Origin of the sequence: Rhodococcus sp. NPDC076796 (assembly GCF_040702765.1) — a bacterium.
Taxonomy (GTDB): domain Bacteria; phylum Actinomycetota; class Actinomycetes; order Mycobacteriales; family Mycobacteriaceae; genus Rhodococcoides.
In genome coordinates this window covers 242393-266265 of sequence record NZ_JBFBMS010000002.1, presented here as the reverse complement: position 1 = coordinate 266265, position 23873 = coordinate 242393, and the positions used below count along the sequence as shown (strand labels likewise).

Annotated in this window: 28 protein-coding genes; 17 read left to right on the top strand and 11 right to left on the bottom strand. The window is 64.9% G+C overall.

All coding sequences use genetic code 11. The features are described 5' to 3' along the window. Positions 1-55 precede the first annotated feature (55 nt). Positions 56-496: a hypothetical protein gene (locus AB0366_RS06440; protein WP_366243151.1), complete on the top strand. Its 441-nt coding sequence runs from the start codon at positions 56-58 to the stop codon at positions 494-496. 68 nt (positions 497-564) lie between these two features. On the opposite strand, the gene AB0366_RS06435 is transcribed toward AB0366_RS06440, so the two are convergent. After that, positions 565-1089 (bottom strand): methylated-DNA--[protein]-cysteine S-methyltransferase, encoded by a 525-nt coding sequence (locus AB0366_RS06435; RefSeq protein WP_366243150.1) that lies wholly within the window; start codon positions 1087-1089, stop codon positions 565-567. Positions 1090-1180: 91 nt separating this feature from the next. On the opposite strand from AB0366_RS06435, the gene AB0366_RS06430 reads away from it, so the two are divergent. Next, positions 1181-2662: a PLP-dependent aminotransferase family protein gene (locus AB0366_RS06430; protein WP_366243149.1), complete on the top strand. Its 1482-nt coding sequence runs from the start codon at positions 1181-1183 to the stop codon at positions 2660-2662. 66 nt (positions 2663-2728) lie between these two features. Here the strand turns inward: AB0366_RS06430 and AB0366_RS06425 are convergent, their stop codons facing one another. Further along, positions 2729-3805, bottom strand: coding sequence for a CaiB/BaiF CoA-transferase family protein (locus AB0366_RS06425; RefSeq protein WP_366243148.1), 1077 nt, complete (start codon positions 3803-3805; stop codon positions 2729-2731). Positions 3806-3900: 95 nt separating this feature from the next. Between AB0366_RS06425 and purT the strand changes: the two genes are divergently transcribed. Together purT and AB0366_RS06415 are read left to right on the top strand one after the other, a co-directional pair. After that, positions 3901-5097 carry a formate-dependent phosphoribosylglycinamide formyltransferase gene (gene purT / locus AB0366_RS06420; RefSeq protein ID WP_366243147.1) on the top strand — a complete coding sequence of 399 codons (1197 nt, stop codon included), beginning with the start codon at positions 3901-3903 and terminating at the stop codon, positions 5095-5097. 24 nt (positions 5098-5121) lie between these two features. After that, positions 5122-5604: a DUF456 domain-containing protein gene (locus AB0366_RS06415; RefSeq protein WP_121872214.1), complete on the top strand. Its 483-nt coding sequence runs from the start codon at positions 5122-5124 to the stop codon at positions 5602-5604. Between the two features lie 3 nt (positions 5605-5607). On the opposite strand, the gene AB0366_RS06410 is transcribed toward AB0366_RS06415, so the two are convergent. After that, a complete protein-coding gene (locus AB0366_RS06410) occupies positions 5608-6354 on the bottom strand; it encodes an amidohydrolase family protein (RefSeq protein WP_121872215.1) in 747 nt (248 codons plus the stop codon). Between the two features lie 55 nt (positions 6355-6409). On the opposite strand from AB0366_RS06410, the gene AB0366_RS06405 reads away from it, so the two are divergent. Continuing rightward, complete coding sequence (locus AB0366_RS06405) at positions 6410-7279, top strand: SMP-30/gluconolactonase/LRE family protein (protein ID WP_366243146.1); 870 nt, start codon at positions 6410-6412, stop codon at positions 7277-7279. Between the two features lie 71 nt (positions 7280-7350). Here the strand turns inward: AB0366_RS06405 and AB0366_RS06400 are convergent, their stop codons facing one another. Further along, positions 7351-8736, bottom strand: coding sequence for an FAD-dependent oxidoreductase (locus tag AB0366_RS06400; protein WP_366243145.1), 1386 nt, complete (start codon positions 8734-8736; stop codon positions 7351-7353). Positions 8737-9030: 294 nt separating this feature from the next. On the opposite strand from AB0366_RS06400, the gene AB0366_RS06395 reads away from it, so the two are divergent. From AB0366_RS06395 to AB0366_RS06380, 4 genes are read left to right on the top strand one after another with little or no spacing between them, the layout of a single operon-like run. After that, entirely contained in the window at positions 9031-9891 is an 861-nt protein-coding gene (locus AB0366_RS06395) for a TauD/TfdA family dioxygenase (protein ID WP_366243144.1), read from the top strand. 34 nt (positions 9892-9925) lie between these two features. Beyond that, complete coding sequence (locus AB0366_RS06390; RefSeq protein ID WP_366243143.1) at positions 9926-10453, top strand: hypothetical protein; 528 nt, start codon at positions 9926-9928, stop codon at positions 10451-10453. A 36-nt stretch (positions 10454-10489) separates the two neighbouring features. Beyond that, complete coding sequence (locus AB0366_RS06385; RefSeq protein WP_037190430.1) at positions 10490-10903, top strand: rhodanese-like domain-containing protein; 414 nt, start codon at positions 10490-10492, stop codon at positions 10901-10903. Beyond that, positions 10900-12123, top strand: coding sequence for an O-succinylhomoserine sulfhydrylase (locus tag AB0366_RS06380; RefSeq protein WP_366243142.1), 1224 nt, complete (start codon positions 10900-10902; stop codon positions 12121-12123). The genes AB0366_RS06385 and AB0366_RS06380 overlap by 4 nt, the downstream gene beginning before the upstream one ends. 106 nt (positions 12124-12229) lie before the next feature. Here the strand turns inward: AB0366_RS06380 and AB0366_RS06375 are convergent, their stop codons facing one another. From AB0366_RS06375 to AB0366_RS06360, 4 genes are all read right to left on the bottom strand, one after another. Beyond that, the gene (locus AB0366_RS06375) at positions 12230-13303 is read right to left on the bottom strand and encodes an isochorismate synthase (protein WP_366243141.1); all 1074 of its coding nucleotides are present in this window, start codon (positions 13301-13303) and stop codon (positions 12230-12232) included. After that, on the bottom strand, positions 13303-14061 hold the full coding sequence (locus tag AB0366_RS06370) for an HAD-IIA family hydrolase (protein WP_068053998.1): 759 nt from the start codon (positions 14059-14061) through the stop codon (positions 13303-13305). The genes AB0366_RS06375 and AB0366_RS06370 overlap by 1 nt, the downstream gene beginning before the upstream one ends. Before the next feature lie 122 nt (positions 14062-14183). After that, positions 14184-14504 (bottom strand): WhiB family transcriptional regulator, encoded by a 321-nt coding sequence (locus tag AB0366_RS06365; protein WP_366243140.1) that lies wholly within the window; start codon positions 14502-14504, stop codon positions 14184-14186. 177 nt (positions 14505-14681) lie between these two features. Next, complete coding sequence (locus AB0366_RS06360) at positions 14682-16499, bottom strand: DUF222 domain-containing protein (protein WP_366243139.1); 1818 nt, start codon at positions 16497-16499, stop codon at positions 14682-14684. A 316-nt stretch (positions 16500-16815) separates the two neighbouring features. Here AB0366_RS06360 and AB0366_RS06355 point away from each other — a divergent pair, with 316 nt between their 5' ends. From AB0366_RS06355 to AB0366_RS06340, 4 genes are all read left to right on the top strand, one after another. After that, positions 16816-17379 carry a hypothetical protein gene (locus AB0366_RS06355; protein ID WP_366243138.1) on the top strand — a complete coding sequence of 188 codons (564 nt, stop codon included), beginning with the start codon at positions 16816-16818 and terminating at the stop codon, positions 17377-17379. A gap of 62 nt (positions 17380-17441) precedes the next feature. Next, complete coding sequence (locus AB0366_RS06350) at positions 17442-18377, top strand: NADP-dependent oxidoreductase (RefSeq protein WP_366243137.1); 936 nt, start codon at positions 17442-17444, stop codon at positions 18375-18377. A 136-nt stretch (positions 18378-18513) separates the two neighbouring features. Next, on the top strand, positions 18514-18636 hold the full coding sequence (locus AB0366_RS06345; RefSeq protein ID WP_366243136.1) for a hypothetical protein: 123 nt from the start codon (positions 18514-18516) through the stop codon (positions 18634-18636). 84 nt (positions 18637-18720) lie between these two features. After that, entirely contained in the window at positions 18721-19245 is a 525-nt protein-coding gene (locus AB0366_RS06340; RefSeq protein ID WP_032393749.1) for a hypothetical protein, read from the top strand. Positions 19246-19248: 3 nt separating this feature from the next. On the opposite strand, the gene AB0366_RS06335 is transcribed toward AB0366_RS06340, so the two are convergent. Together AB0366_RS06335 and map are read right to left on the bottom strand one after the other, a co-directional pair. Continuing rightward, positions 19249-19728, bottom strand: a complete 480-nt coding sequence (locus AB0366_RS06335) for a winged helix-turn-helix domain-containing protein (RefSeq protein WP_366243135.1) — start codon at positions 19726-19728, stop codon at positions 19249-19251. A 159-nt stretch (positions 19729-19887) separates the two neighbouring features. Continuing rightward, positions 19888-20661, bottom strand: a complete 774-nt coding sequence (gene map / locus AB0366_RS06330) for a type I methionyl aminopeptidase (RefSeq protein ID WP_366243134.1) — start codon at positions 20659-20661, stop codon at positions 19888-19890. A gap of 104 nt (positions 20662-20765) precedes the next feature. On the opposite strand from map, the gene AB0366_RS06325 reads away from it, so the two are divergent. The 4 genes from AB0366_RS06325 to fgd all read left to right on the top strand — a co-directional run bounded on the left by AB0366_RS06325 (position 20766) and on the right by fgd (position 23255). Next, positions 20766-21458 (top strand): GNAT family N-acetyltransferase, encoded by a 693-nt coding sequence (locus AB0366_RS06325; protein WP_366243133.1) that lies wholly within the window; start codon positions 20766-20768, stop codon positions 21456-21458. Between the two features lie 69 nt (positions 21459-21527). After that, positions 21528-21848, top strand: coding sequence for a hypothetical protein (locus AB0366_RS06320; RefSeq protein WP_366243132.1), 321 nt, complete (start codon positions 21528-21530; stop codon positions 21846-21848). Next, a complete protein-coding gene (locus AB0366_RS06315) occupies positions 21845-22177 on the top strand; it encodes a DUF202 domain-containing protein (RefSeq protein ID WP_121872230.1) in 333 nt (110 codons plus the stop codon). The genes AB0366_RS06320 and AB0366_RS06315 overlap by 4 nt, the downstream gene beginning before the upstream one ends. 64 nt (positions 22178-22241) lie before the next feature. Then, positions 22242-23255, top strand: a complete 1014-nt coding sequence (gene fgd, locus AB0366_RS06310) for a glucose-6-phosphate dehydrogenase (coenzyme-F420) (RefSeq protein ID WP_317804942.1) — start codon at positions 22242-22244, stop codon at positions 23253-23255. Between the two features lie 12 nt (positions 23256-23267). Here fgd and AB0366_RS06305 read toward each other — a convergent pair whose 3' ends face one another. Then, a complete protein-coding gene (locus AB0366_RS06305) occupies positions 23268-23780 on the bottom strand; it encodes a nitroreductase/quinone reductase family protein (protein WP_366243131.1) in 513 nt (170 codons plus the stop codon). Positions 23781-23873 lie beyond the last annotated feature (93 nt).

Here is a 23873-nt window from a genome sequence, read left to right as displayed (position 1 = left end):
ATCTGCTCACCGGCGTGGATAATTGCGACCAGGTAAAGCGACGGAAGGTCGAGCGATGACTGAAAATTACAACGGATTGGAAGTTTTCAGCTACCAATTCGATCGCTTCGCATACGAACATCCCTGGATCGGCGCTCAGGCCGGTGAATTCATGCTCGGCCCCGAGGGCGGAGGAATGCTCGAATTCACGCACGCTACCGTGTTCGCTCTTCCCGAAGGTGGCGCCCACGAAGTGCACGGTCCGATCCTGGACTGGTACCTCGGTCACGGGGGACCCTATGGCGCACTTGGTTACCCGATCAGCAACGAGCGTCCGACGCCCACCGGATCAGGTCGGTACAACCTCTTTCAACGCGGTGCTATCGGGTGGCTTCCGGATGTGGGTGCATTCACCATCGGTGGTCGGCGCGAGGAATCCGATGTCACCCCGGGTCCGGAAGTCGTATTGGTGTCAGCAGTCGACGCTCCTATCGCGGCTCTCGGTATATCTGCCTGAAACCCATTCTTCCTCCCCGTTTCGGGCGGTTTATTCGGTCGAGCAGTTTCAATCGTTCAGGTAGTAATTCAGAACAACGTCGGCTCGTCGAATCCCGGGACCCCTTCGATACCGAGAATCTTTTGTTTGGTATTCGTACCACCCGGTGCCGAGAAGCCGCCGACTTCCGTGCCTGCGCCGAGCACCCGATGGCACGGGACGATGATCGGCACGGGGTTACGTCCCAACGCGCCACCCACGGCCTGGGCTGCACCGGGGTGGCCGAGCATGCGGGCGATGTCGCCGTAGGTGAGTGTCGCGCCCCGGGGAATCCCGCTACATACGGTGTACACCGAGGCGTCGAACTCCGAGACTTGGAGCAGCAGCGGAATCGGGCTCATGTCGACAGTCCGTCCATCGAGCAGGGCGACAATTCGCTCGATCGCGTCGGCCGCGAGCGCATCGACTGGTCCTTTCGCTACACCGAAGCCGGCCAGGTAATCCAACAGAGCCTCATCCGACGGTTCGGGCAGGGCGACGGCGACCACTCCGTCGTCGGTCCACGCGATGCCGCAACGGCCGATGGCGGTGTCGAAGAGCGTGCTGCTCGGCATCGGTCCAGTATCCACCTGGCCCCGAGCGGCAGTCCAGTGGAATGCGCAATGGACTTGAATGTTCGAGGCCAGTGGGCGAATACTGGTGGGCATGGCTTCGAGAGTCCTCAACGCAACGTCACTGGCCCGCGATCTCGGCAGCTGGCGCGGCGACGCGTCCTCGGACGGATCCGGTAGGCGCAAGGCGTCGCGTCCGACGTATCGCGCGTTGGCCGACGGCGTTCGACTACTGATTCACGACGGTCGCATCCCGCTCGGCGTCGGTCTGCCCAGTGAGCGTGATCTGTCGGCGGCTCTCGATCTCAGTCGCACCACCATCACGTCCTCGTACTCGGTACTGCGAGACGAGGGTTATCTGATCAGCAAGCAGGGATCGCGCAGTACCGTCGCACTCCCCGCTGCACCCACTCCCAACGGAATGTTGATTCAGTCGACTTCGCCCTCGGGTCCGGTCGTGGACATGTCCCACGCTGCGATGGCAGCGGCGGACGGCACCATGACTGCGGCGTACGAGTCTGCGCTGCAAGCACTTCCGACGTATCTGCCGACGCACGGCATGGAGCCCATCGGTCTGGCGGTGCTGCGTGAGGCCATTGCGCAACGCTTCGTCGAGCGTGGCCTGCCGACGACGGCCGATCAGATCATGGTGACTTCCGGTGCGCAGCAAGCAGTTCGGCTACTACTGGGCACCTTGACCTCACCCGGCGACCGGGTGCTGATCGATCACCCGACCTACCCCAACGCCCTCGAGGCCATCAGGCGAGTCGGTGCCCGTCCCGTTCCGGTGCCGGTACGTCCGGCCGACGGCGACTGGGATCTCGACGGGATTCGCAGTGCAGCACGGCAAACGGCAGCCAAGGTCGCGTATCTGATTCCGGACTTCCACAATCCCACCGGGCAGGTGCTCGGTGCCGAGGGGCGGGCCGAACTCGCACGCATCACCCGCGACACTCGTATGACGCTCATCGTCGACGAAACGATGGTGGACCTGTGGCTCGACGCCCCGCCGCCGCCGCCGGTCGCGTCGTTCGGGCGGGTCTCGGGGTCGGACATCGTCACGATCGGCTCGGCATCCAAGTCGTTCTGGGGCGGCCTGCGCATCGGCTGGATCAGGGCGCATCCGTCGCTCGTCTCGCAGCTGGCAGGCTCGCGAGCAGCGCACGACCTCGGCACCTCGATCATGGATCAGTTGGCGTCGTCGTTCCTGCTGCAGGATGCCGAACCCGCGCTCGAGCTCCGTCGATCGCAGCTACGTGAGCGTCGCGACGTCCTCGAAGACGCTCTGGCCGAACATCTTCCGGACTGGCGCTACCGACGCTCCGAGGGCGGCATGTCGCTGTGGTTGCAGCTGCCTGCGCCGGTGTCGAGTGCGCTCGCCGCCACCGCGCCCGCATTCGGCGCAGTGCTGGCGGCGGGCCCGCGATTCGGCGTCGAGGGTGCGTTCGAGCGTCATATCAGGTTGCCGTACACCCGTGAGCCACAGGAGCTTCGGGCCGCGGTGATGGCCACGGCTGCTGCGTACCGCGCCCTCGCGCCCAGCGCCGAATCGGAACAGCCTGCGCTGGTGTTCTGACCGCGAACTCGAAGTTACGGACGAAAATCAGCCGAAAAGCGTCCATAACTTCGAGTTCGGCACCAGTCAGCTCCAGACCGACGCGATGTCGGTTGCCGTGGCGGGCGGTGGCGTCGGGACTCCGTTTTCGGTGCGGGAGAATCGCGGTGCCGGGCGGTGCTGGGTGACGCCGCCGACGTCGATGAGGGAGTCGCGATCCTTCATGTGCGGGTGGTTCGGGGCCTCGGCGAAGGTGAGGACCGGCGATACGCAGGCGTCGGTGCCGTCGAAGATCGCGGCCCATTCGTCGCGGGTCTTGGACAGGAACGTCGAGGTGAATCTCTCGCGCAGTTCGGGCCAGCGCGACTTGTCCATCTGCGGCGGGAGGTCCGCATCGGCGAGGCCGAGGCCGGTGAGCAACTGGGCGTAGAACTGCGGCTCGAGCGATCCGACTGCCATGTACTGGCCGTCGGAGGTCTCGTAGGTGTCGTAGAACGGTGCGCCGGTATCGAGCAGGTTGGTGCCGCGGTCGTCGCTCCAGGCTCCGACGCCACGCCAGGCCCAGATCATGTGCGAGAGTGCGGCGGTGCCGTCGACCATGGCCGCGTCGACCACCTGTCCCTGTCCGGAGTTCTGTCGCTCGTAGAGCGCCGCCATGATGCCGAAGACGAGGAACATCGAGCCGCCGCCGAAGTCGCCGACCATGTTCATCGGTGGGACGGGCCGCTCGCCCTCGCGGCCGATGGCGTTCAGTACACCGGTGACGGAGATGTAGTTGATGTCGTGGCCTGCGGTCTGTGCCCACGGGCCTTCCTGACCCCAGCCGGTCATGCGGCCGTAGACCAGGCGCGGGTTGCGGGCGAGGGCGTCGTCGGGTCCGAGGCCGAGGCGTTCGGTGACGCCGGGGCGGAAGCCCTCGATCAGCACGTCGGCGCGTTCGACGAGCCCCAGCACCTTCTCGATGTCGGCCGGATCCTTGAGGTTGGCTTCGACGATGGTGCGGCTGCGCAGCTGGTGGTCGTGGGGAGAGATCTGCCCGGCGCGCTGCACACGTACGACGTCTGCGCCGAGGTCGGCCAGCAGCAGTGCGGCGTGTGGGCCGGGCCCGATGCCTGCGAGTTCGACTACGCGGAGCCCTGCGAGTGGTCCACCAGTGTTCGACACGTTATTTGCCTCGTTCCGACTCGTCAGCTGCGAATGTGAATGGAGACTAACTTGTACTAGGTCGTCCAACCGATCGGGGTGTGGATAATAGGGCTGTGACTGCCCCAGATCCCGTCCGTATCGGTACTCCGCTCACTCCCGGGGCCACCCGGGTGATGCTGCTCGGCTCGGGTGAGCTGGGCAAAGAGGTGATCATCGCGTTCCAGCGCCTCGGCGTGGAGGTGATTGCCGTCGATCGCTACGACAACGCCCCTGGTCATCAGGTGGCGCATCACGCGTTCACGATCGATATGAGCAACCCCGAAGAGCTACTGGCGCTGATCGATTCGCAGCAGCCGGATTTCGTGGTGCCGGAGATCGAGGCAATCGCGACCGATGCCCTGGCCGAGGTCGAAGCGCGCGGCAGGAGCGTGGTGATCCCGACGGCTCGCGCGACGCAGTTGACGATGAACCGTGAGGGCATCCGGCGTCTCGCGGCCGAAGAGCTCGGGCTGCCGACGTCACCGTACGCGTTCGCCGACTCGCTCGAAGACGTGCGAGATGCCCTGTCCACCATCGGTTTTCCCGCCGTCATCAAGCCCGTCATGTCGTCCTCTGGCAAGGGGCAATCGGTCGTTCGCAGCGAGGCCGACGTCGAGGCGGCGTGGGAGTACGCGCTCAAAGGTGGTCGCGTCGACCTCGGTCGCGTCATCGTCGAGGGATTCGTCGATTTCGATTACGAGATAACACTTCTCACGGTCCGGGCGACCAACGGAACCTCGTTCTGCGAGCCGATCGGGCACCTGCAGGAATCCGGTGACTACATCGAATCCTGGCAACCGCAACCGATGTCCGACGCGGCCCTGGCCGGTGCGCGCGACGTTGCCGAGCGCATCACGACGGCGCTCGGTGGGCGCGGGTTGTTCGGCGTCGAACTGTTCGTGCAGGGCGACAACGTGTACTTCTCCGAGGTGAGTCCGCGGCCGCACGATACGGGTCTGGTGACGCTTCGTACGCAACGGTTCTCGGAGTTCGAGCTGCATGCCCGCGCCGTTCTGGGTCTGCCGATCGACACGGCTCTGCTTTCGCCCGGTGCGTCGGCGGTTATCTACGGCGGTGTCGACGCGGATGGCATTCACTTCGATGGTGTCGCCGATGCGCTTGCTGTCCCCGAGACCGATCTTCGCCTGTTCGGTAAGCCGACGAGTTTCGTCAGGCGTCGGATGGGCGTTGCGGTGTCGACGGCCTCGGACATCGAGACGGCGCGAAGCCGGGCACGCGAGGCAGCAGGCAAGGTTCACCCCGCCGTCTGACCCGACACAGGGCACACTGAGCCCATGAGCGTGTTCGGTGAGGTCCTGGTCGGCCTGGTGATTCTGGTGGGCCTCGTCGGTATCGTCGTCCCGATTCTTCCGGGCACCATCTTGATCTTCGCGGCCGTCGCAGTGTGGGCGTGGGTCACCGGCGGAGCAGCCGCCTGGACGGTGTTCGCGATCGCGACGGTGCTCTTGGTTCTGAGCGGCGTCGTGAAGTACACCTGGCCGGGCCGGCGCATGCGGGAGGCCGGTGTGCCGATGCGATCGCTGATGATCGGCGGACTGCTCGGCATCGTCGGATTCTTCGTCATCCCCGTCGTCGGACTGTTCATCGGCTTCATCGCCGGCGTCTACGTGGCCGAGGTGCCCAGGCATCGCAATCATTCCGAGGCATGGAGATCCACCGTGCACGCCACCAAGGCTGCCGGGCTGTCCATCCTGGTGGAGCTGTTCGGTGCCCTGCTCGCCTCGGCAGTGTGGCTCGGCGGAGCTCTCTTCGTCTAAGGGTCAGGGGACGCGATACCAAGCCCGGGCATTGGCGTCGAGCACCGCCGGGAGATCGCCGCCGACGGCGTGAGAAATGATGTCGATGTCGGTTTCGGAGAACGGACGCGGGGCGCGGGTGCCCGGTAGATCGGTGCCGAACATCAACGCGGCCGGATTCACGCGATGAATCTTCTGCAGCGTGTCGATGATGTCGAGGTCCACCCGGCCGAATCCCGTTGCCTTGACGCGAACTCCGCGATCGACCAGATCGAGTAGATACGGCAGGCCCTGCGTCGAGAGGCCCAGGTGGTCGATGCTCACGGCCGGTAGTTTCGCGAGTATCGGTTCGAGCGAGAGCAGCAGGGACGCATCGACGTACAGCTCGGCGTGCCACCCCACCAGATCGTGGACACGACGCGCCGCAGTGGTGAGCATCTGAAGATCCGTTTCGCCGCGTTTGAGGTTGAACCGCATTCCTCGTACGCCCGCGTCGTGCAGCGCGACGATGTCCTCGTCGGAACATTCCGGATCGAGCTGAGTGACGCCGACCCAGCCGCGTCCCAGGGTCTCCAACGCGGCCAGCAGGTAGGTCTGATCGGTGCCTTGGAACGATCCCGAGATCACTGCGCCGCCGGTGATACCGAGCCCGTCGACGTCGTAGAGGTAGTTCGAGATGGTGTACGGATCGGGCAGGAAACCGTGGTTCTCGATCAGCGGAAACTTCGGGTCGATGATGTGTAGGTGGGCGTCGAACACGGGCCCCAGCATGCCAGCTCACGCATTCGGCGTCGCGGCCACCGTTCGCGGTGTTTGAATTCGAAACATGAAACCGGAGACCACAGTCGTTCTCGATGGATACACCTACTTCGAATGTCCGCGATGGCACGAGGGGAGGATCTGGGTATCGGACTTCTACTCCCATCGCGTCGTGTCCGCCCTCGAGGACGGCTCCGACGTACGAGTCGAAGCCGAGGTACCCAACCAGCCGTCGGGCCTGGGATGGTTGCCCGACGGGCGCCTGCTGATCGTGTCGATGCGCGACTACAAGTTGCTACTGCGTGAGCACGACGGCTCACTGACCGTGCACGCCGATCTGTCGACGTATGTGCGGGCGAATCTCAACGACATGCTCGTCGACGCGCAGGGCCGCGCGTACATCGGGAATTTCGGCTTCGATCTGATGAACTTCGCGCCCGTCGAGACGGCCGACCTGATTCGCGTCGACCCGGACGGTTCGGCTCACGTCGTGGCGTCGGATCTGTACTTCCCCAACGGGATGGCGTTCACGGCTTCGGGCGAACTGCTCGTCGACGAGACGGTCGGCAACCGGGTCAGTGCCTTCGACATCGCCGAGGACGGGTCGCTGGGGGAGCGGCGGGACTGGGCGAAGTTCGGCGAACTACCGACGTCGACGGACATGGCTACGGCCATCGGTGAGGTGAAAGTGGCCGCCGACGGATGCTGCATCGACACCGACGGCACGATGTGGATCGCCGACGCGCTGGGGCAGCGAGTGCTGCACGTGGCGCCGGGCGGGGAGGTTCTCGATCAGCTCGATTTCGATCTCGGAGTATTCGCCTGCGGGCTCGGCGGGTCCGACGGCCGCACGCTGTTCGTCTGCGCTGCACCGGATTTCAACGAGCATCAACGCAAAATCGAGACCGAGGGAAAGCTGCTGGCAGTTCGCGTATAGAGCGCTTCGCGCATGTGAGTGGAAACTCGTAGTGGGCTACGAAGTTCCGCTCACATGCGGCGCCAGCCGCTCTACGCCTTGTCGGGCTCGGAGGCCTTCAGCATGTCCTCGCGCTCGACGACCTTCACGCGCTCGCGGCCCTCGGGCTCACCGAGTGAACGCTCGTGCGCGTCGAGGCGGTACCAGCCGTCCCAGGTGGTGAAGGGAACCTGCTTGCCTTCGAGGAACGAGGTGACCGCATCGAGATCCGGCTCGGCCGCACCGACGAAGCTCGGTGCATCCTCGAGCAGGTTCGCGACGGTCTCGTTGGCGTCGCCCTTGGTGTGACCGATGAGGCCGACGGGTCCGCGCTTGATCCAGCCGGTGACGTACGTGGCCGGAACGGGCGTGGTGGACGACGGGGACTCGACGACGCGTCCGGCCTCGTTGGGGATGGTGCCTGCCTGCTCGTCGAACGGGAGCTGGCTGATGTTCTGGCTGAGGTAGCCCACGGCGCGGTAGACGGCCTGGACGTCCCAGTCGTTGTACTTGCCGGTGCCCTTGACGTTGCCGGTGCCGTCGAGCTCGGTGCGCTCGGTGCGCAGACCGACGACCTTGCCGTCCGCGCCGAGTACCTCGTGCGGTGACTCGAAGAAGTGCAGGAACAGCTTGTGCGGGCGAGCGCCGACGTCGCGGATGGCCCAGTCCTGCAGGGTGTTGGCGACCATGTCGATCTGCTTGGAGCTGCGGCGGGCCTGCTCGGAGCCCTCGTCGTAGTCGATGTCCTCGGGGGCGACGATGACCTCGATGTTGGGTGAATGGTCGAGCTCGCGCAGCTCGAGCGGGGTGAACTTGGCCTGAGCCGGTCCACGACGACCGAAGACGTGCACCTCGACGGCCTTGTTGGCCTTGAGGCCCTCGTAGACGTTGGCCGGGATCTCGGTGGGGAGCAGTTCGTCACCGGTCTTGGCGAGGACGCGTGCGACGTCGAGAGCAACGTTGCCGACGCCCAGTACGGCGACCTTCTCGGCGTCGAGCGGCCAGGTGCGCGGCACGTCCGGGTGGCCGTCGTACCAGGAGACGAAATCGGCGGCGCCGTAGCTGCCCTCGAGGTCGATGCCGGGGATGTTGAGGGCGCGGTCCGCGTTGGCGCCGGTGGAGAAGATGACGGCGTCGTAGAACCGGCGCAGGTCGTCCAACGTGATGTCGGTGCCGTAGTCGATGTTGCCGAGCAGGCGAACCTGCGGCTTGTCGAGCACCTTGTGCAGGGCGGTGATGATGCCCTTGATACGCGGATGATCGGGAGCCACGCCGTAGCGGATCAGCCCGAACGGCGCAGGCATGCGCTCGAAGAGGTCGATGCTGACGCCCGGTCCGCTGACATTGTGGTCGGACTTCATGAGCGCGTCGGCGGCATAGATGCCTGCCGGTCCGGCACCGACGATGGCGACGCGGAGTGGACGAGTCTGATCGGTCATGTGCAGCGAGCTACCTTCTTCGAGGGAAGTGCGGACACCCCAGCATAAATTAAGGACAACCTGAGCTGGGGCAGTGGGCAACTTGCCGGATTTCCCGGTTTCCGGTAGGAATTGCTCTGTGGAGACGACATACCTGGTCCGACGGTTCACCGTCGACTTCTGTCGTACCTGCACCAACATGTGTTGTCGGTGACAAGACCCGACGCTCTCCCCTTCCTGAACAGGACGGGATCCCTCTCTCGACGGCAGCGCTGCCTGAATCAGCCCTCTCGCCGTGCACAGATTCGAGGACACATGACCACCCTGGAACAGACCTCCACGCTCACCATCGACAAGCTCGGCCCGTCGTTCGGTGCCGAGGTCATCGGCCTCGACGTCGCCTCGGCGACCGACGCGCAGATACACGCCGTGGGCCGCGCCCTCGTCGAACACAAGGTCCTCGTGCTGCGCGGGCAGTCTCTCGACGACGCGGGGCACATCGAATTCGGTCGCAGGCTCGGTGATCTCACTGCGGGCCACCCGGTGCACGACAGCGGACACGTCGCCCCCGAGGTCTACGCCCTCGACAGTCAGGACAACGGTTTCGCCGACGTCTGGCACACCGACGTCACGTTCATGGAACGCCCGCCGATGGGCTCGATCCTGCGTCCCGTCGTTCTGCCACCGCACGGTGGCGACACCAACTGGGCCGATAGTCAGCTCGCCTACGAATCACTGTCCGCGCCCGTTCGCACGATGATCGACGGACTCACGGCAATGCACGACGGCAACCGCGAATTCGGCTACTACCTCGCGCAGAAGCGCGGCGGAAAAGGCAACGTGTGGGACGGCAAGGAAGTCACCGCACTGGTCCCCGTCGAACATCCCGTGGTGCGGGTCCATCCGGAAACCGGCCGCAAGGGGCTGTTCGTCAATCCGGGTTTCACCTCCCACATCGTGGGTGTGTCGGAGGCCGAGAGCCACGGAATCCTGGATCTGCTGTACGCGCACCTGACCAAACCCGAACACATCGTGCGGCACCGCTGGCGGCTGGGCGACCTGGTGCTGTGGGACAACCGCAGCACCTCGCACTACGCCAACCGCGACTACGGCACCGAGCACCGCAAGATGCACCGCATCACGTTGCGTGGCGACATTCCCGTCGGACCCCGGTAGTTCCGGGCCCGTCGGATCGAGGAAGATTGCCTACATGGCGTCGTGGAGTGAACGTAGGCAGCAGTGGGTCGACAGTCGTGAGGAAGCGCGCAACAACGCGTCCGAGGCGGCTGCCGACTCCGGTGAGCAGCGTCCGCCCAACGCGTGGCCGTTCATCCTCGCGGTCGGCGTCGTCGTGGTGTTGCTCGTCGGCATCTTCGCGGCCTCGAAGCTCGCACCTGCGGAGGACAACGTGACGCAGGCCCAGTTGCTCACCGACAGCCTCGACGGGTTCCTCAAAGCGCAGAACACCGGCGACGCGGAGCTGCTGCGTCAGAACACCTGCTTCGATCAGGTCGAGCGCCTGATTCCGGGTGACGATGCGCAGTACCGAACCGATCGGGCCGGCGAGGTCGAGCGCAACGGCGAGACATCTATCGACGGTGTGCCGTCCGAGTATCAGGTCAACGGCGACCGCGGAATGGTCAGGGTCCCGCTGAAGGAAGAGAAATCCGGAGCGCAGACCGACGACGTGTGGAACTTCGTCCGCGTCGACGACAAGTGGCTGGTGTGCAATGTGTGATGTTGCCGGTGGAACGAATTGCGGAAGGCTGGAACAGTGACGTATGCAGGTGACATAACCCCGGAAGCTGCCTGGGAGTTGTTGCAGAGCAACCCCGAGGCCGTGCTCGTGGACGTTCGTACCCGCGCCGAGTGGCAGTACGTCGGAGTTCCCGACACCTCCGGCATCGAACGCCCGACGCACCTGATCGAGTGGGTCAGCTTCCCCGACGGTGCCCGGAACACCAACTTCGTCGACGACTTGAAAGCAGCAGGCGTCGACGGGGATCGGCCGGTGGTGTTCCTGTGCCGTTCCGGTCAGCGGTCCATCGGTGCCGCCGAGGCCGCGACAGCTGCGGGAATCGGCCCGTCCTACAACGTGCTCGACGGTTTCGAAGGTGCCACCGACGCCGACGGCCACCGCGGAGCCACGGGTTGGCGTGCGGTCGGGTTGCCTTGGAGGCAGTCGTGAGCGGGAATCCGAAAGGCGGCGGATTCGACAAGCCGCTACCCGAGGGTGTGGGCCAGGCTACTTTGGGTGTGCGCGGCGGTCTGATGCGCTCGGGGTTCGACGAGAACGCCGAAGCCCTCTATCTCTCTTCGGGTTTCGTGTACGAGAGTGCCGGTGCTGCGGAGCAGGCGTTCACCGGCGAGATCGATCATTTCGTGTACTCGCGTTACGGCAACCCGACGGTCAAGATGTTCGAGGAGCGGCTGCGGCTGATCGAGGGTGCCGAGGCATGTTTCGGTACTTCGAGCGGAATGTCCGCAGTGTTCACCGCATTGGGCGCACTGCTGAAGGCCGGTGACCGGTTGGTTGCTGCCCGTAGCCTTTTCGGCTCCTGCTTCGTCGTCTGCAACGAGATTCTGCCGCGCTGGGGTGTCGAGACCGTCTTCGTCGACGGCGAGGACCTCGAGCAGTGGGAGCAGGCACTGTCGGTACCGACGACGGCGGTGTTCTTCGAGACCCCGTCCAACCCGATGCAGTCGTTGGTCGACGTTCGACGCGTCTCCGAGCTGGCTCATGCTGCCGGCGCAACTGTGGTGCTGGACAATGTGTTCGCGACGCCACTGCTACAGCGCAGCCTCGAACTCGGTGCCGACGTGGTCGTGTACTCGGGCACCAAGCACATCGACGGCCAGGGACGGGTGCTCGGCGGTGCGATCCTCGGATCGAAGGAGTACATCGACGGTCCGGTGCAGACTCTGATGCGGCACACCGGTCCGGCGTTGAGTCCGTTCAACGCCTGGACGCTGCTCAAGGGGCTCGAGACGATGCCGGTGCGGGTGCGGCATTCGGTGAACTCAGCGCTGCAGGTGGCGCAATTCCTCGAGCGGCATCCGGCCGTCCGCTGGGTGAAATATCCCTTCCTGCAGTCGCATCCGCAGTACGAGCTGGCCAAGTCGCAGATGTCGGGCGGGGGCACCGTGGTCACGTTCGAGCTCGACGCTCCCGAGGGTGAGGGCAAGAAGCGTGCCTTCGAGGTGCTCGACGCATTGCGCATCGTCGACATCTCCAACAACCTCGGCGACTCCAAGACGCTGATCACCCATCCGGCAACCACCACGCACCGAGCGATGGGGCCGGAAGGCCGTGCGGCAGTGGGCATCACCGACGGCGTCGTACGCATCTCGATCGGCCTCGAGGACACCGAGGATCTGATCGGAGACCTGGACCAGGCGCTGAATTAGTCGGCACAGCGTACGAATCGACGCCCCGCGCGAAGATCCACGCCCCGTTCGACGGGGTGTGGATCCCTGCGCGGGGCGTCGATTGCGTGATGCCGACGAATCGACGTCACTGCTCGAAGACGCTGAGCACCGTTCTGAATTTCGCTGTGGTTTCGTCGAGTTCGGCGTCGGGATCCGAGTCCGCGACGATGCCGCCGCCGGCAGTGGCGGTACCCGACATTCCGTCCGCCGAGAGCTCGATGCAGCGAATGGTCACCATCCACTCGCCGTCGCCGCTACCGTCGGTCCATCCGACGGCTCCGGCGTAGAAGCCGCGGGATCCTTCGACGTTCTCGATCGTGTTCATCGCCGCAGCCCGGGGCACCCCGGCGACGGCGGCGGTGGGATGCAGCGCAAGCGCCAGGTCGAGTGCCGAGGTCGCGGGATCGGCCAGGGTCCCGACGATGGGCGTCGACAGGTGCCACAACTGCGGCGTACTGCTCAACTGTGGCGACTCGGGCACCTCGAGTGTCTCGCAGAACGGCGTCAACGCAGCCCGGATCTCGTCGACGACGAAACGATGTTCGGCCTGATCCTTCGCACTCGCGGCCAACGCTGAGGAGATGCGCGCTTCCTCGTCGGGGTCGGTCGAGCGTGCTGCTGTTCCAGCGAACGGATGGCAGGTGACGATGTTGCCGCGCTTGCGAACCAACAGTTCCGGGCTCGCGCCGACGATGTGCGTTCCTGCCCTGCCTGCGGTCGACAGATCCGCCAGAAAGCCGTTGCCCATCGGATCGCGCGTCACCAGCGCACTCAACACCGACGCAGGTTCGATCGGCGAATCCGCGGTCACCTCGATGGCCCGCGCAAGCACGATTTTCTCGGCCACACCGGCTTTCAATTGCTCGACGACATCGCGCACTCGCTGCACGTGAACGTCCGGATCGGGGATCTGGCGCGCAACAGTGACAGTCGGTAGCGGTGGCAGGGCATCCGTTGTCATCCAGGGCCCGTCGAGGCGGTAGAACTCCTCCGGCTCTATCAGGGCGGTGGCGTCGGACATGTCGAAAGGGATTGCGCCGACGACGTTTCTGCCCTCCCGCACCGCGGCGACCGCGTCGGCGATATCAGGAAACGCGTGCCGGACGCCCAGCCCGACGACGTGGTGATCCTGGCGGGAGAGAACGAATTCCAGCTTCATCAGAACGGGTTCTGTGTGCGGCCCACCAGGTCTGCGACGGAATCGAGAACTTTGGTCGGCCGGTACGGATACTGCTCGACGGACTGAACGGTCGAGATCCCGGTGAGAACCAGGATGGTCTGCAGACCGGCTTCGAGGCCCGAGAGCACGTCGGTGTCCATCCGGTCGCCGATCATGAGCGTGTTCTCGGAGTGCCCGCCGATCGCGCGCAGCGCCGACCGCATCATCAACGCGTTGGGCTTGCCCACGTAGTACGGCTCCTTGCCGGTGGCCTTGGTGATCAGCGCGGCCACCGAACCGGTGGCGGGCAGCGAGCCCTCGCGGGACGGGCCGGTGGCGTCGGGGTTGGTTGCGATGAAACGCGAACCCTTCTCGACGAGACGAATGGCGGTGGTGATGGCCTCGAACGAATACGTCCGAGTCTCGCCCAGCACCACGTAATCGGGGCTCGAGTCGGTGAGTGTGTAGCCGATGTCGTGCAACGCGGTGGTCAGACCCGACTCGCCGACGACATAGGCGCTGCCGCCCGGCCGCTGGTTTCCCAGGAACGTCGCGGTGGCGAGAGCAGAGGTCCAGATCGACTTCTCCGGAATGTCCAGACCGGTGAACGCCAGGCGTGCCCGCAGGTCACGAGGGGTGCGAATCGAATTGTTCGTCAGCACGATGAACGGAATCTCGTTGGCCTGCAGCTCGGCGAGGAACGTGTCGGCACCGGGAATCAGATGATCCTCGTGGACCAGAACGCCGTCCATGTCCATCAGGTACGTCCACTGCTGAGGCTTCTCGATTTCACTCACCTACGTATTTTAGCTACTTGCTCATTCCGCAGGCTGCACTCGCGCTTTCCCGTCTTCTCACCCCCGCAGGCACCCGCGCGCGGTCAACTCGCCTGTCGCTCGGCGGCACGTCGGGAGTTGGTTCTGAGTAGCTGCCGCTCCCGAGCTGTCGTTCCGCCCCAGACTCCGAACGGCTCGTTCGCTGCCAGGGCGAATTGTCGGCACGCCTCGATCACCGTGCACCCGGCGCACACCTGCTTCGCGCGATCCTCACGTTCCCGGCGAGCGGAGCGCGCTTCGCCGTGCGGAGAGAAGAAGATCTCCGAGTCCTGCCCGCGGCACAGTGCGTCGACCTGCCAGTCCCAGGATTCGACGGCAGGGGAGATTCCGCGCTCGATCATGGCAACCGTGCTGTTCCTCGACATCGTTCGATCGTCACCGGATTCCCGACTGCGCACAACGATTCGAATCAGTGTGATTCGAGGATGGATGGGATGTCGCTGCGGGCGCGACCGCCTGGGTCCGTTCCTCGTGCCAACGACGACGCCGGCAGAGATGCACGTGCTGCAGGCAGGGCTGTGCTCTGAGACTGGTTCGGGCCGTCATGCGGGTTGTCGTGGTTCCTCGTCGCCGACAGCGTCGTGGTTGTCGGGTGGGTAGAGGACTTCTTCGGGGTGGTGTGCGTGATTGATCAGCCCGCGCCTGCGCGGGTCCATTCCGGTGGGTGGGTGCCAGAGGGTGCGGCCCGGGTAGCGATGTCCTGCGGTGGTTTTGGTGGTCGCCCATTTGCCTGGTCCGGTGCCGACGAGTGCGTGGTGCATGTCGCAGCCGAAGGTGAGGGAGCCGATGTCGGTGAGGCCACCGGTGGTCCAGTCGGTGACGTGGTGGGCTTGGCACCAGGTTGCGGGGCGGGTGCAGGAGGGGAAGCTGCAGCCGCGGTCTCGGGCGATGAGGACGATGCGTTGGTCGGCGGAGGCGATGCGTTTGGAGCGGCCGAGGTAGAGGGCTCTGCTGTGGTCGTCGAAGAGGGTGAGGTAGTGGTGGGCGTGGGAGGCCATGCGGATGGCGTCGCGGATGGAGACGCGTGATCCGGTGGCGGTTTTGGCGTATCCGCGGCCGGCTTCGAGATCGCGCAGGGTCATGGTGACGATGGCGGTGACGGGTAGGCCTCGGTGGGTGCCGAGTGTGCCGGAGGCGAGGGTGTGCCTCAGTGCCAGTTTCAGGGCGTCGTGTTGGCGTTCGCGTGGGGTGCGGATGTCACGAGCTGCGGCAGCGTCGTGCGCCGCTGCCTTTCTCTGCGCTTCGGCGGTATCGGATTCGGGTTCGGCAGTGTCGTCGGAGTCTGTGCCGCAACCACATTCGATGCCGCCTCCGCAGTTGCCGTCTCCGTCGCATGGACCGTCGCCCCACAGTCCCGCGCCGCTCGGCGGACCGTCGTCCGGCTCCGGTTGTGTTGGGGTGTCGGTATCGGCGACATCGCCCGGTGTTGCCGAATCCTTCTCGGCTGCTGCAGGATCAGGACGCGCACCGTCGCTCGCGGCCCCAGGGCTCGTGCTGTCCTTGCCTCCGGAAGAGCTGTCGGTCTCGTCGTCGACGATCGGTTTTCCGTCGGCGGGGTTGTACATGCCGGGTTTCGCGGCTTTGGAGAACAGGGCTTCGAGGTAGGCCCGTAGTTCGGGGTCGACGCAGAATTCTCCCTCGGACATGCCGTCTGCACCTTGTTCGCCGAGGTAGAAGAACGCATCCCGTCGCTTGGGCGGCTTCGGCGGTTTCCCGTCTTCGTCCTCGTCGTCGTCTTCGTCTTCGTCGTAGTCGCCGTCGGGGTTGAGGATCGAGTCCAGATTCGCCACCAACGGCGCGAAGTCGTCAGGCCGCCTGGTCGATGCGAAGCCCACCAACTGCTGTTCGGCGAGATCGCGGGTCTGCGGATCGACGTCCTTGGGCAGGTGCCGAAAGAATTCGCGGATCATCTGGACATACTTGGCGTCGAGCAACCCGGCCCGCAGTGCTTCGGCAGTGTGCGGCAGCAGCGGCGGCAGTACTTCACCGGAGAACGCGGTGCGATCCCCCAAATCCGCGGCCAGACGCACTCGCGCGCTTGCTGCTCGTGGGGTGATCCGCAGCATCCACGCCACCGACGACGGCACCGACCCCGGATACACATCGAGGCCGTGCTGAGAGATCAGTTCGTTGAGCCAGGTGTACGAGTGCGCGGTCAGCGACCTGGTCGCCGTTTCCATCCGCTGGATCACCGCACGCCGGTCCGCGTTCGACCACGCCACCGACGCCTGATCGGCCAACTCCGTGACTGCGGATTCCACCGCGTCCACCAGAGCAGACAGGTCGGGATCGGACACCTCAGGGGCGGGCGGCACCGTCTCGATGCCGTCCACCCCTGATCCGCCGTCCCCCGAAAGCATGAACAGAATCTACCGCGACCCACCGACAAACTTTCGAACAGACGTTCCCGGACCTCTCGAGTTGTACGCCTTAGTGACGCTCACAATTCTCAGTGTCTTGTCGTGGGGCGGGTAACTAGGCCTCGAAATTGTGACGTTGTCGGTTCGGTGTAACGCCGAGTCGCGCTGTCGCTGGTCACGGCGTTCAATAACGGGCAAGGCAGACGTAACGACCACAGCAGCGTTGCTTGTTCGGCGACAGACGCGACTGCATTGCAGCACCTCCGGAGCTCGATTCCGAGCCGGTGTCCGTTGGCTGAGTGTTGACCCAGTGGGGATGATCGACATGAACGACGCTTTTCGCTTCGCCGCTTCGTGCAGTTCACCGAGGGAGCTGATCTCCCGACTTCAATTCGGCATGACGGAGTTGTGGCCCGACGACGCAACAGTTCCCGTCCGCTGGCACTACATGGCAGACCTGATCGATTCGGAGCGAGGCTTGCTCGTCGAACTGAACGGTGCAGTGTCGGGGCCGGTTGTGGATGTGCTCGCCGCTGCAGCGGAACTGTGCAGGCAGTCGGCTTCCGAGCCTGTGCCCCAGTCGGATTGGAGGTTACTCCGTCGCGCCATGGAGTGGCTGGAGACCAGTAGTTCGGAAGTGGATCGTGCTTTGCTCGCGGTGGGAGACGAACTGGCACTGGTCGGTCTCGAAGGTGAAGAACCGGACTTCTCGGTCGTGTCATGGCTTTGCCTGGAAACACTCGCGCAGTTTGAGGCCGATCGGGAAACAATCGACTACTGGGTCGACCGCGCGAACCTGCCTGAGCCGAGTGCTGTTCACCAACGCGCAGGTTCGGTCCTCGACCAGGACGAACTGATCCCGCTCTCAGTGGCTGTCTGAGGCGGCGGCGACGCCGGAGTCGGACCGGAACATTTCGCACCGTGTCAGTCGTTGTACGTTCCATGACAAAAGCAGCGGTTGCAGCGTCCTACGGTGGTCCGGAAGTCATCGAGATCGTCGACCGAGAGCTACCCGAACCCGCCGAGGGTGAGGTGGTGGTCGAGGTGAAGGCGATCGGCGTCAATCCCTTCGACTTCAAGAGCTACAGCGGTGCGTTCGGCACCGACGAATCCAAGCTCCCGATCGCCCTGGGTAGTGAGGCGTCGGGAATCGTGGTGGCAGTCGGTGGCATCGTCGAGGGCCCGGTCGGTCCGATCGCCGTCGGCGACGAGGTGATCGTGTCCGGCGTGAACGGAACGTACACCGAGAAGATTCTCGCGCCCGCGCGCTTCGTGTTCCCGAAGCCGGCGAATCTGGATTGGGACGTCGCTGCCGGGGTGCTGGCCGTCGCCGGAACGGCCTACGACGCACTGGAATCCGTCGGGGTGAAGAGCGGTGACACGGTGCTCGTGCACGGCGCTGCGGGCGGTGTCGGATCTGTGGTGGCTCAGCTCGCGAAGGAGCGTGGTGCCACCGTCATCGGAACTGCCCGCGCTCGGAATCACGAGGCGCTGCGTGCCTTCGGAGCCGAGCCGGTCGAATACGGCGACGGCTTGCTCGGCCGCGTGCGGGCGGTCGCTCCGGATGGCATCGACGCAGCCATCGACGCCGTCGGCACGGACGAAGCCGTCGACGTGTCCCTCGAATTGCTCACCGACCGCAGCAAATTGGTGACGATCGCAGCGCATGGCCGGGCGCAAGCGGACGGTTTCCTCACCGTCGGTGGGCCGGCGAGTATGGAGCGTCGACGCCTCGCGTCGCCGACACTGTTGGAGCAGGCGGGTGCGGGAGTGTTCGAGGTGACTGTCGCCAAGACATTCCCACTCGACGACGTCGCGAGGGCGCACACCGAACTGCAGACGGCTCACCCCCGCGGAAAGTTCGTCCTGATTCCCTGACCTGTTCGGGCAACTTCACACCCATTTTCCTGACCGATCACTCCAACTCGGGTCAGATCAGGGGTGATCGGTCTGCACGAGGGGTGTGAGGTCTCGGGCGTCCGGTACGAATAGCAGCGATCCTCGGTCGACTTCGGTGTCCGCGGCCGATGATGCATCCGCAGTGCTGGCACGAGCGTTGTGGCCGTATCGCATTCCCGCCGAGGGACGCGGGCCCGAGAAGAGCCCGTTGGACGACGTCTCGGCCGGTCGGAGCTAGTTTTTGTCGCTGCGGAGATTTTCAGTTAACGATCGGGTCTCGACACGACCGGGGCACTGCTGTGCAGGCTCTACGATTGTCGGCATGACTGCCGATCCGACCACGCCCGCACCGTCGACCAGTTCGGCCAACTGGAAGCGACGCGCCATTCTTGTCGGCGCGGGCATCGTGCTTCTGCTGATCGCGTACTTCATCCTCGCTGCATTCCTGCCGCGCTGGTGGAGTCTGCGGGTCGAGGAATTGGCCGATCGCACGTTCACCAAGGGCATTCTGTGGGGACTGCTGTTCGGCATCGTCTGCACCTTCGCGCCGCTGGTGTTCTTCTGGAGCGCATGGTCGGTCCGCAAGGGCAGGGCAGGAAAGCAATTGGCTATCGGATCGGTCATCCTGGCCGTCGTCACAGCCATCCCGAACCTGTTGACCCTCACCATCGTTCTCGGAACCAGCAACGCCGCTCATGCCGGCGAACGCACCCTCGACACCAGCGCACCGGGCTTCCGCGGCGCGACGGCATTGGGCGCGATCATCGCCGTGGTCCTCGTGGCTCTGCTGGTCTTCGTGGTCGTGCGCCGAAACCGTCGTCGCAGGTCCGTCGCACTGTCTCAGTAACGGTCAGGCGCTCCGCAGCACGGCCGGCTCGGTGACGACGCGAATGCCCGGCTCCGGGTCGAATCGGTAACCGGCACCGCGGACGGTGGTGATCAGTCGGCCGAAGTGACCCAGCTTGGTTCGCACCCGAGACAGGTGCACGTCGACGCTGCGACTGCCGTCGGAGGTACTCAGTTCCGACCTCCCGATGACGACGCGTGGGCGCTGCGCCAGGTACGCGAAGATCTCGAACTCGGTGTGGCTGAGTCGTACGCTCTTACCGCCGAGGACTACATCGCGGGCGGGTAGATCGATCACCAGGGGAGCGTTGAGCTCGCTGACGCGTACATCGAAGCGCGTCAGGATCTTCGCGTGCGGGGCGTAGCTCTTGGCGGCGCTGCGAAGGGCGTCGGCGAGTGCGTGCAGTTGCGGGCGAGTCAGTCCCTGCAGGGACGATGTGCCGGAATCGGAGATGCGGACGACGACGGTCGCTTCGGTGCTCATGACGGGTGGCTCCTGTGACAAGGGTGCTGCTGATACGGGACGGATGGTCAGCGTGGGCAGCGACAGTTCTCGTTCACAGCCACAGAGTCGTCGACGATCGGCAGTTCCGCCAGGGATCCGTTCACCGTGATCGCAATGGTTGACCCCGTGGCCGTCGGGTCAGGATTTGGGGAGCGTCATGATTTCTGCACCGTCGTCGGTGATCATCACGGTGTGCTCGCTGTGCGCGGTGAGGCAGCCCGTCGTGCTCCGCAAAGTCCAGCCGTCCGGGTCGGTGACCAGTTCGTCGGTGTCCTCCATGACCCACGGCTCGAGCGCCAACATCAACCCCGGGCGTAGACGGTAGCCGCGGCCGGGCCGTCCGGAGTTGGACACGTGGGGATCCTGGTGCATCGTCGAGCCGATGCCGTGGCCGCCGAACTGCATGTTGATCGGGTATCCGGCAGCATTGAGCACCGTGCCGATGGCGTGGGAGATATCGCCGATCTTGTTGCCCGGTCGAGCCGCTTCGATTCCCGCGGCCAGGGCACGTTCGGTGGCGTCGATCATCGCGAGACTCTTCGCGGGCTTGTTCTCACCCACGACGAAACTGATGGCCGAGTCCGCTGCGACGCCGCCGAGGATCACGGCCAGGTCCAGCGTCAGCAGATCGCCGTCGGCCAGCGCGTAGTCGTATGGAAGACCGTGCAGCACAGCGTCGTTGACGGAAGTGCAGATGTAGTGACCGAACGGACCGCGACCGAAGGACGGCGCGTAGTCGACGTAGCAGGACGTCGCCCCGGCTCGCTCGATGATCTCTTTGGTCCACTGATCGATCTCGAGCAGATTGGTGCCGACTGTGGCGCGTTCGCGGACGGTTCGGAGAATCCCAGCTACCAGGGCGCCGGATTCGCGCGCGAGGGGGATCTTGGTGGGGGGAAGAATTTCGATCATGTGGTGCCTTTCGCCGTATGACGAACAACGATACCGGTATAAGTATTGGTGTCGAGTCCGACGGCGCGCAGAGCCGTGAGTCGGTTCGTGCGACGCTGTCTGTCGTGTCTGCTCATCCTCTCGACGACCCCGTTCGTAATTCCCTCGAGGGCTCGCTCTCGCGGTTCGCGGTCCGGCGCGGGCGGATCATCCGTGCCGATCCCGAGGTGTCTCCGTTCCTGGTGCACCCCGACGTCCTCGAGACCCAGGACTGGGACGACATCGCGGCCCTGTTCGGCCCGCGAACCGTCGTCGCCCTTGCCGGCCCCGAACGCGCACTGCCCGAGGGCTGGTCGCACCTCGAGACCTTCGGTCTGGTGCAGCTCCTCGGCACGCACCTCGAGACACGGCCCTTCGCCGAAGCGGTCGAGCTGACCGCTGCGGACGTCCCGGAGATGCTCGATCTGGTTCGCCGCACCGAGCCCGGACCGTTCCTGCGCCGCACCATCGAACTCGGCACGTACCTCGGTGTTCGACGCGATGGCGCTCTGATCGCGATGGCGGGCGAGCGTATGCACCCCACGGGGTGGACGGAGATCAGTGCCGTGTGTACCGACCCGGCGTTTCGCGGGCAGGGGCTGGCCACCGACCTGGTTCGCGCGATCGGCCATGGCATTCGCGCCCGCGGCGAGGAGCCGTTCCTGCATGCGTCGGCCGCGAACGTGCACGCCATCGAGCTCTATCTCTCCATCGGATTCGAGTTGCGTCGAACCTCGCACCTGACGCTGGTCCGCACGCCCGCGCCGAACGCGAGATAGGTTTCGAAATCCGTTGTTGCGTGCTCTGACCTCGAAGACATACCGTTACCTATGCGAATAAACGGCAAAGTGATCTACGACGATGGACTGGTCCGTCTCGACGAGGCAGGCGTCACGCTGAGGTATTACTACTTTCCCTTGGCTACGAAGAAGTTCGTTCCGTACGACCGGATTCGCGCCGTCGACACCGCCGTCCTCGGCAATTGGAACGGGCGGTGGAGGCTGTGGGGAGCGTCCTGGATCGACCAGTGGCTTCCACTGGACGTGATGCGTCCCAAGAAGGACACTGCAGTGGTGCTCACCCTCCGCCGCATCTCGCCGGTCTTCACCCCCGACGATCCGGACCTGGTTGCCCATCTGATTCGCGAGCGCATGGCCGCACAGCAGTGACGCGCCCAGACGAGCGGTTCACGCTGGCCAGTGAACGCACTTTTCTCGCCTGGCTGCGGACGTCGCTGGGGCTCCTGGCCGGCGGTATCGCGGTCGTCCACCTGGTTCCCGATTTCAGCACCGGGTGGGTCCGCACGGGACTCGGGCTGATCCTGATCGGTCTCGCCGCGGCGGCACCGATCATCGGTCTACGACGGTGGATGCGCGTTCGTGATGCCCTGGAGAAGGGTGCACCGATGCCCGAGTCACGAGATCTGTGGATCTTCGCCGTCGGTATCGGCGCGGTGGCCGTATTGGCTGCAGTGGTCACCGTTCTGGGGATCCAGTAGCGCGAGACCAACCACCGCGGGTGCACAATCGAAGAACTAGGACGACCAACGACAGGAGTTCGGCGTGGCGCAGGGTCTCAAGCTGGGGTACAAGGCATCGGCGGAGCAGTTCGGACCGCGGGAGTTGGTCGAACTCGGTGTGCTCGCCGAGCAGCACGGTATGGATTCGGCGACGGTCAGCGACCACTTCCAGCCGTGGCGACACGAGGGTGGCCACGCGCCGTTCTCACTGGCGTGGATGACGGCCGTCGGGGAACGTACGAACACGATCCAGCTCGGCACCTCGGTGCTGACGCCGACGTTCCGCTACAACCCGCCGGTCATCGCTCAGGCGTTCGCGACGATGGGCTGCCTGTATCCCGGACGCATCATGCTGGGTGTGGGCACCGGCGAAGCGCTCAACGAGATCGCGACCGGGTTCACCGGCGAATGGCCGGAGTTCAAGGAACGATTCGCGCGCCTGCGTGAGTCGGTGCGGTTGATGCGCGAGCTGTGGCTCGGCGACCGCGTCGACTTCGAGGGTGAGTACTACACAACCAAGGGCGCGTCGATCTACGACGTTCCCGAGGGTGGTATCCCGGTCTACATCGCCGCAGGCGGTCCCGTGGTGGCGCGTTACGCAGGCCGCGCGGGCGACGGATTCATCTGTACCTCGGGCAAGGGCATGGAGCTCTACACCGACAAGCTGCTTCCGGCCGTGGAAGAGGGCGCGGGCAAGGCCGAGCGCGACGCCGGTGAGATCGACAAGATGATCGAGATCAAGATCAGCTACGACACCGATCCCGAACTGGCGCTGGAGAATTGCCGCTTCTGGGCCCCGCTGTCGCTGACGCCGGAGCAGAAGCACTCGATCGAGGATCCGATCGAGATGGAGAAGGCCGCCGACGAGCTGCCGATCGAGCAGGTCGCCAAGCGGTGGATCGTCGCATCGGACCCGGACGAAGCAGTGGAGAAGGTCAAGCAGTACACCGATGCCGGTCTGAATCACCTGGTGTTCCACGCGCCGGGTCACGATCAGAAGCGATTCCTCGAGCTGTTCGAGAAGGACCTCGCGCCGCGCCTGCGCAAGCTCGGCTGACTCCCGACGAGACTAGAGATCGGCCGTGAGTGCGAACAATCGCATGTCACGGTCGGTCCGGGTCTCGTACTCGCCGTACACCTCGACCATGGCGTCGAACTGCCGGTAGATGCGAGCCTTCTCGTCTCCGGTGATCCGGGTGGCCGTCACCGGAATCTTCTTGCCGCCGATGGCCACCACGGCCTTAGGGTCGGCGATCAGATTCGACGTCCACGCCGGGTGGTGCTGCTGACCGAAATTGGATCCGACGACGTAGATCTTTTCGGCCTCCCGGTAGTACAGCAGCGGGCTCGTCCTGGGTTTGCCGGACTTGCGGCCGGTGGTGGTCAGCAACACCACCGGGGCCGCGATCGGCCCGAGGACGGTGAAGCGGCCGTCCGACTTGGTCAGCAACCACCGGTCGACGCCTGCGAGGTTCCTGATGACCCATGAACCGGGCTTCGTCGACGCGAACTTCACGGCGGGCTTGCGGATGAACGAGGTTTCGCTGCCCCAGCGCACATCCGGGAACGGTGATTCGGCCATGGTTCATGGGACAACCCGACCGCGCCCGGTGTCAACACCCCGCCCCTACTAGGCAGGAGTGGAGCCTGCGGAACGACCCCTACTAGGCAGGAG